The 7241-nt window shown below is 63.4% G+C and carries 10 protein-coding genes; 8 read left to right on the plus strand and 2 right to left on the minus strand.

Annotated elements, in window-relative coordinates; all coding sequences use genetic code 11:
* The first annotated feature begins 366 nt into the window (after positions 1–366).
* Complete coding sequence (locus tag HMPREF3104_RS09405) at positions 367–726, plus strand: Cd(II)/Pb(II)-sensing metalloregulatory transcriptional regulator CmtR (protein ID WP_070495383.1); 360 nt, start codon at positions 367–369, stop codon at positions 724–726.
* Complete coding sequence (locus HMPREF3104_RS09410; protein WP_070495384.1) at positions 723–2615, plus strand: heavy metal translocating P-type ATPase; 1893 nt, start codon at positions 723–725, stop codon at positions 2613–2615. Before HMPREF3104_RS09405 ends, HMPREF3104_RS09410 begins: the two co-directional genes overlap by 4 nt.
* Here the strand turns inward: HMPREF3104_RS09410 and HMPREF3104_RS12135 are convergent.
* On the minus strand, positions 2569–3627 hold the full coding sequence (locus tag HMPREF3104_RS12135; protein ID WP_246816407.1) for an NAD(P)-binding domain-containing protein: 1059 nt from the start codon (positions 3625–3627) through the stop codon (positions 2569–2571). The two genes, HMPREF3104_RS09410 and HMPREF3104_RS12135, sit on opposite strands and share 47 nt — an antisense overlap.
* Positions 3628–4094: 467 nt before the next feature.
* Entirely contained in the window at positions 4095–4256 is a 162-nt protein-coding gene (locus tag HMPREF3104_RS12785; RefSeq protein WP_246816408.1) for a VOC family protein, read from the minus strand.
* A gap of 357 nt (positions 4257–4613) precedes the next feature.
* Between HMPREF3104_RS12785 and relB the strand changes: the two genes are divergently transcribed.
* From relB to arfB (HMPREF3104_RS12140), 6 genes are all read left to right on the plus strand, one after another.
* The gene (gene relB / locus HMPREF3104_RS09425) at positions 4614–4829 is read left to right on the plus strand and encodes a type II toxin-antitoxin system RelB family antitoxin (RefSeq protein ID WP_070495386.1); all 216 of its coding nucleotides are present in this window, start codon (positions 4614–4616) and stop codon (positions 4827–4829) included.
* Between the two features lie 9 nt (positions 4830–4838).
* Positions 4839–5123 carry a type II toxin-antitoxin system RelE family toxin gene (locus HMPREF3104_RS09430; protein ID WP_070495388.1) on the plus strand — a complete coding sequence of 95 codons (285 nt, stop codon included), beginning with the start codon at positions 4839–4841 and terminating at the stop codon, positions 5121–5123.
* A gap of 63 nt (positions 5124–5186) precedes the next feature.
* Positions 5187–5630: an alternative ribosome rescue aminoacyl-tRNA hydrolase ArfB gene (arfB, locus tag HMPREF3104_RS09435; RefSeq protein ID WP_070495390.1), complete on the plus strand. Its 444-nt coding sequence runs from the start codon at positions 5187–5189 to the stop codon at positions 5628–5630.
* 201 nt (positions 5631–5831) lie between these two features.
* Entirely contained in the window at positions 5832–6143 is a 312-nt protein-coding gene (locus HMPREF3104_RS09440; RefSeq protein ID WP_070495392.1) for a hypothetical protein, read from the plus strand.
* A gap of 37 nt (positions 6144–6180) precedes the next feature.
* Positions 6181–6798 carry a hypothetical protein gene (locus tag HMPREF3104_RS09445; RefSeq protein WP_141738204.1) on the plus strand — a complete coding sequence of 206 codons (618 nt, stop codon included), beginning with the start codon at positions 6181–6183 and terminating at the stop codon, positions 6796–6798.
* Positions 6799–6868: 70 nt separating this feature from the next.
* Positions 6869–7241, plus strand: a 373-nt coding sequence (arfB, locus tag HMPREF3104_RS12140) for an alternative ribosome rescue aminoacyl-tRNA hydrolase ArfB (protein WP_246816409.1), incomplete at its 3' end; no start/stop codon positions are given.

The raw sequence follows: 7241 nt of genomic DNA on the forward strand, positions 1-7241 counted from the left end.
GTGGGATGCCGTATGGCGACACTCATAGCAGACTAGTGCAGGCTCGGCCGAGTGTGGGCACCGAGTGTGAGGCACTTGCGTCTATTTAAGTACACTCAAATGACTACGGGCCAAAATGCGATTACAACTAAAAGTAACCCTGTCCAGGAGCTACACATTGAACTTGAACTCCACGGTATGTAGTTGCAAAGTTACTTTCTCGAGAACCTCGCCGCCCACGTCGCTCCCGCGTTGGGTGGCAGCCGAACCACAAAGGATCAGTCATCTGCTATCCCATCGACTAATTCTTGCAGGTCGCAGGACCTTCGCGTAACTGTCAGTTCAGCGCTTGTTGAATAGTTCAGCAATTGCTATATAGTTCAGCACATGCTGACTATTGCTTCACGCCTCGACGTCATGAACCGGCTCGGCCGGGCCATGGCAGATCCGACGCGCTCCAGAATCCTGCTGACCCTACTTAACGGCCCGAGCTACCCGGCCGTGCTTTCGCGCGACCTGGACCTGACCCGCTCGAACGTTTCGAACCACCTGACCTGCTTGCGTGACTGCGGCATCGTCGTCGCCGAGCCGGAGGGTCGCAAGACACGCTACGAAATCGCCGATCCGCACCTCGCGACAGCACTCAACGCACTAGTGAACGCGACGTTGGCTGTCGACGAAAACGCCCCGTGCATCGACCCTGAGTGCTCGGTGCCCGGCTGCGACGGGAAAGGAGTGGACGCATGAGTTCAGCATGTGGATGCGAACACGAGCCAGCCACGGAGATCGAAGATCTCGATCGGCCATGGTGGAAGGACCCCGAGTTGCTACTACCAATCTTCTCTGGCGTAGCCCTCGGTATAGGCCTGGCGCTGGACTGGTCCGGGCTAGAGACACCCGCGACAGTACTGTTCTGGGTCGGCCTGCTGCTAGGGGCGTATACGTTCGCGCCCGGCGCGATACGGAACCTCGTCACAAAGCGCAAGCTCGGCATTGGCTTGCTGATGACGATCAGCGCGATCGGCGCGGTAATCCTCGGTTACGTCGGAGAGGCCGCGGCGCTAGCGTTCCTGTACTCGATCGCTGAGGCGCTGGAAGACAAGGCGATGGACCGGGCCCAGGGCGGACTGCGGGCACTGTTGAAGTTGGTGCCGCAGACCGCGACGGTACTGCGCGACGGTACTGCGGTCGAGGTCACCGCGAAGGACCTCGTGGTTGGCGAGCTGATGCTCGTGCGCCCCGGAGAGCGGATCGCCACAGACGGCATCATTCGGTCCGGGCACTCCAGCCTTGACACCTCAGCGATCACCGGAGAATCCATTCCGGAGGAGGTTGCGCCCGGCGACGAGGTGCCCGCGGGAGCGATCAACTCCGCCGGCGTGCTGGAAGTCGAGACGACCGCAGCTGGAACGGACAACTCGCTGACCACACTCGTGGACCTGGTCGAGCAGGCGCAGGCGGAAAAGGGCGACCGCGCCCGGATCGCCGACCGGATTGCCCAACCCCTAGTGCCCGGGGTGATGATCCTGGCGGTGCTGGTAGGCGTGATCGGCTCGCTGCTCGGCGACCCCGAGACGTGGATCACCCGTGCGTTGGTGGTTCTGGTCGCAGCATCGCCGTGCGCGCTGGCAATCTCCGTGCCGTTGACGGTCGTGGCCGCGATCGGCGCAGCCAGCCAGTTCGGAGTGGTTATCAAGTCTGGCGCGGCGTTCGAGCGGCTCGGCGGCATCCGTCACCTGGCGGTGGACAAGACCGGAACCCTTACACGCAACCAGCCCGAGGTTACCGGCGTTGTCCCGGCGGACGGATTCGATCGGGCGCAGGTACTTGCCTTCGCGGCGGCAGTTGAGCAGCAATCGACGCACCCCCTCGCCGCAGCGATCGCGGCAGCGGTCCCCAAAGCCCCCACCGCCTCGGACATCAGCGAGGAGGCCGGTCATGGCATCGGCGGCACCGTCGAAGGTCGACGGGTGCTGGTTGGCAGCCCCCGGTGGATCGACGCCGGGCCACTAAAGGTAGACGTTGAGCGCATGGAGTCCGAGGGTCAGACCTGCGTCCTTGTTACCGTCGATGACGCCCTCGCCGGGGCTATCGGGGTCCGCGACGAGCTGCGTCCCGAGGTGCCCGAAGCCGTGCAGACCCTGCACGCCAACGGCGTGGAAGTGAGCATGCTCACCGGCGACAACGCTCGCACCGCACGTGCGCTGGCTGAAATCGCCGGAATCGACGACGTGCGCGCCGAGCTGCGTCCTGAGGACAAGGCAAGCATCGTTGCCGAGCTCTCCTCCAAGACGCCGACGGCGATGATTGGCGACGGCATCAACGACGCTCCTGCGCTGGCGGGCGCGACGGTGGGCATAGCGATGGGAGCAACCGGCTCTGACGCCGCGATCGAGTCCGCTGACGTCGCCTTCACTGGCCACGACCTCCGGCTGATCCCGCAGGCGCTGCAACACGCCCGCCGAGGCAGCAGGATCATCAACCAAAACATCGTGCTGTCTCTGGCCATCATCATCGTGTTGATGCCGCTGGCGATCAGCGGCGTGCTGGGCCTGGCTGCCGTCGTGTTGGTTCACGAGGTCGCCGAAGTCATCGTGATTTTGAACGGCCTGCGAGCTGCGCAAGCGAAGCGCTGAGTGGAGTTACGTTGACGCCATTGCAAAACTCGTGGTGCTGTGCTTCATCGACACAGCCCGCGACTACCTGGGCAGTGTGTTTGGCAAAGGGCCCGACACCCATCAGGGTTGCCGAACCGTCGCCGGTCCAGTTGCCGTAGCCGACAAGATGCAGATTCTTCACCACGGTTTCGCGGCCACGCATGAGGTGGCGGAATGGACCGAGGGCCGGACGGAAACCAGTGCACCAGATCAGATGGTCGTGGTCGAGCTCGCTCAAACTATCGAAGACGGGAGTAGCGGTGAGTTGGCCGGAATCGCGAAGCTCACGGAGATGAGGAAGCGCGACAATGTCGCCGAGGTCCCCGAGGTTCGAGCCGGAATCGCCACCGAGAATCCGGCGGCGGCTGCGGAGAAAGAGATCGCGGCCATCGACGTCGTCAGGCATCCAGCGCGGTTGCTCACGTGTGAACCATGTGACCTCCGACGACCCGATGAGGTCCGCGGCGATCTGGGCACCCGAGTTCGCCCCGCCGACCACCGCGACCTTCGCCCCGCGGAATAGTTCGGGACCGGGGTAGGACGACGAGTGCCACTGGCGTCCCTGGAAGGTACCGGGATAGTGGGGCACGAAGGGCGCGGACCACGTACCTGTGGCCGCGATAACGTGTTCCGCTGTGAATTGACCGACGCTCGTATCTAGGTAGAAGATCCCTCCCTCATGGGACACGCTGTGGACGTGCACTGGGCGTCTAACTGGGAGGTCGTAGCGTTTTTCGTAGCTTTCCAGATAGTCGATGACATGACTTGCCGGCGGGTACCCCGGGTACCGCGGCATAGGCCAGCCGGGCAGATTGGAGAACTCCGCGGCGGAGAAAAGCGTCAGTGAAGGCCACGTGTGCAACCACGCTCCACCGGGTTCCTCTTGGTTGTCCAAGATCATGAAGTCCACTTTGAAGCGCCGCAGGTAGTAAGACGTGGCTAGACCGGACTGGCCACCACCGACGACGATGGCCGTGTGATGCTCAGCCACTCGGTCACCCCTCCAGAATCTCCCGAAAGCGACGCTTCAGTATCGTTTCTCACTTCATCGGGCACATGTCCGACCAGTTGTGTCTCCGCGAACTCACCAACAAGGAGAGCCTGTCAGTAGTAGTCAACAATCTTGACCTTAACACCCCGCGCTACACGTTGAAATTGAACTCCACGGAGTGTCGGCGCAACGAAACCTTTTCGCGGAAGACAGTAAGTAAATCCAGAGAAGTATCGCAGGATGCGGTCATGGCGCTATCGCTCCCGGAACATGCCCCGCAACTACACCATCGCCGCCAGCTTCATCACCCCGACCGCCCTGCTGATGGTGCAGACGGGCGAGGCCTCCCCCGTCTGGCCGATGCTGCTCGCCCGCACCGCGGAGACCGTCATCGGCGCCCGAGGTTGTGCTGCCGGGCCGTTAGAGCAATTGCTTAGCGACGCAAACTCCGCCCCGCCCCCGCGGCCCTACCTCCTGTCGCCAGTAGAGATGTTCCAGACGAGTCCGAACTTGTCCTCCACGACGCCAAAATGCGCTCCCCACGGCGCCTTTGCGAACGGCATCGTGACCTTGCCGCCGCCGCGGGTGAGCTTCGCGATGAGCTGCTCGCCCTCGTCTGTCGACTCCACCCCGGCGGTGAAGCCGAAAAAACGCCGCGCTCCAGCGTGCTGGAGTTGTCCTGCAGGTCGTCGCCGCCGCCGAGCGTAAACGGTCCGGTCAGGGTGCCGTGCGCGACGGCGTCGCGCGGCGGGTCGAACGGGAACTGCGCGCCGCGGTCGAGCTGCTCGCCATAGGTCATGATGTCAAGTTCGCTGCCGAACACTTCGTGGTAGAACTCGAGCGCCTCGCGGGCGTTGCCGGGGAAGGAAACGTAAAGCGATGTCTTCATGCGCGCCAATGTAAGCGGAAGTCTTCGGGCCCTCGATTGACCATTGCACGCCAGTCCCCGCTGAATACACTGTATTCAACTTGATGAAAGGGTACCCATGGCAACGCTGACAATCCGGATGGATGACAACGACGCGGAGCTCGTGCGAAAGTACGCACGCTTCGAGGGCGTCACCCTTTCCGATTTCGCCCGCAACGCGATCCTGGAGAAGATCGAGGACGCCCACGATCTGCAGGAACTTCGCGACGCCATCGCCCACGACACCGGCGAACGCTACAGCCTCGACGAAATTCTTGCCGACCTCGACCAGTAGCAACTTCCAATGAACGCAGCGGCAGGAGGGTACAAAGTCGAATTCACGGCCCGCGCCCGCAAGCAGTTGAAGAAGATGGACCGCTTCGACGCGCGACTCCTCGCCGCCTGGATCAAAGACAACTTGGAGGGTTGCACCAACCCACGAGCATTTGGGAAAGGTCTCACCGCGAATCGGTCCGGCGAGTGGCGCTACCGCGTCGGCGCGTACCGAATCCTCGCTGTCATCGACGACGGCACGATCACAATCGAGGTATTTTCAATCGGCCACCGCCGCGAGATTTATCGCGATTAACAACCGACAGCACCGGCTCAGCCGCCCCGTCCTCGGCCCCAGGGTGAACGTAGTGTGTTGGGCATGCAGGACCTGACCATCGCACCCGGCCCGGGTATCCCCGGAGGCCTCGTCGTCGCCGCCGCCGACCTGTCGGAGCGGTTTGCGAAGGCGTCGGGCCCCGGCGGCCAGGGCGTCAACACCACCGACAGCAAAGTTCAGCTCTCCATCGACATTGCGGCGTGCGCATCGCTATCCGACGCCCAACGCCGCCGCGCCCTCCACAACCTCGGACACCGCCTGGACGGCGCTGTGCTCACCGTGAGCGCGTCGACGCAGCGCTCGCAGGTCCGCAACCGCGCCGAGGCGCGAGAGCGCATGGCTGACCTGTTGCGCGAGGCACTCGCCCCACCGCCTCCCCCACGGCGGAAAACGAAGCCGACGCGCGGCTCGGTGCGGCGCCGTCTCGAAGCGAAGAAGCGGCGCTCGGAGCTGAAGTCGACGAGGCGCCGGCCCCGGCTGCCGTAACACCGCTCCTGCGAGCTCATACCAAAGAACCTCAACAGCCGAAAATCCGTGTCCCCAGCTCAGACACCTGAGGGGAGAACGAGCGGCGGCTCGGGGCATCCCACGAATCCTCGAAGGATACGAAGCGGGTCAAGCCGCGGTTGCACGCACTCGCGGGGATCTTTCAATGCTTTTCGACGACCTCCGGCCGAACCGGTCGCATTGGAGAAGCGGGAACCGTCTGATGCGGAGCTGGAAGCAAAGCTCGCGGCGAAGCGGAAATTAGACACCGCAATCTACACCACCCTCATTGGCGGCTTGGCAGTCTATTTTGTGCTGCAGATTGTGCTGGATCTGGACTACGCCTGGGTGGTGTGGCCGATGATGGGCGCACTCGCGGTCGCTTGGTACGCCGTCTTCGACATCTCTGACGAGGAAGACAAGATCCTCGAGGAACTGTTGGAGAAGGAACGTTCTGATCGCGCCGAGCGGCTGAAACTCGCCGCCGAGCGCCGCAAAGAGCTTGGGAAATAGCCGCGAGTTTCCTGCGCCCGCCAGTTAGAGTGGGTGTATGCGTTTTCGTCGCGCGCTCGCGCTTGTTGTAGCTAGTTCTGTAGGGGTGGTTTCGGGTTGCGCTGGGGGTGGCGAGCGCGAAACCGTGGTGGTCACGTCCACGCAGTGGGTTGACCCGGATTCGGGGGCGGTGGAGGAGTCTGCGGAGGTTGCAGAGCCTGGCGGGGAGGCGGAGGCGCCGGCGGAGGCTGAGGCGCCGACGGATACTGCGGAAGACGCACCGGTAGTCGTCGACTCGAACGGTGACCTGCTCGTCACCGGCAACGTGGAGGCGTGGTCGACGGAGCAGGCCCGGAAGGGCCGCCCCGCTCCGAACGACGAAGGCCCGGACAACGTGTATTACGTGCTGGTCTTCGATTCCCCTGCCAACATCACCGCAATTAAGGCGGGAAGCCAGGTCGCCCAAGAAAGCCCCTTCGCGCAACTCGGATCCGTGCAGCACTGGGATTTCGGAACCTCGGACAACACCAATGGCTGGGACGAATACGTAGGAAAACGGGTGCGGCTGCGGGTTCCGCCTAACCACTTCTCGTACAGGTCCGATATGAGCCTGCCCTTCGGCAGCCAGCTCATGCTCAACGACAACGCCGAAGTGGGCATTGAAGTGCTAAATTAATCCCTTTAGCGAACCCCTGATCTCGCACGGCGGGTTTGATCCGGAAACAACTCTAACTAGGCTGGGCGGTATGAACGACCTGACCATCGCACCCGGCCCGGGTATCCCCGGAGGCCTCGTCGTCGCCGCCGCGGATCTGTCGGAGCGGTTTGCGAAGGCGTCGGGCCCGGGCGGCCAGGGCGTCAACACCACCGACAGCAAGGTCCAGCTCTCCATCGACATCGCGGAATGCGCATCGCTTTCCGACGCCCAACGCCGCCGCGCCTTCCACAACCACGAGCACCGCCTGGACGGCACAGTGCTCACCGTGAGCGCGTCGACGCAGCGCTCACAGGTCCGCAACCGCGCCGAGGCACGCGAACGCATGGCCATCTTGTTGCGCGAGGCGCTCGCCCCACCGCCTCCCCCGCGGCGGAAAACGAAGCCGACGCGCGGCTCGGTGC

The sequence above is a fragment of the Corynebacterium sp. HMSC30G07 genome (assembly GCF_001806945.1).
GTDB lineage: Bacteria > Actinomycetota > Actinomycetes > Mycobacteriales > Mycobacteriaceae > Corynebacterium > Corynebacterium riegelii.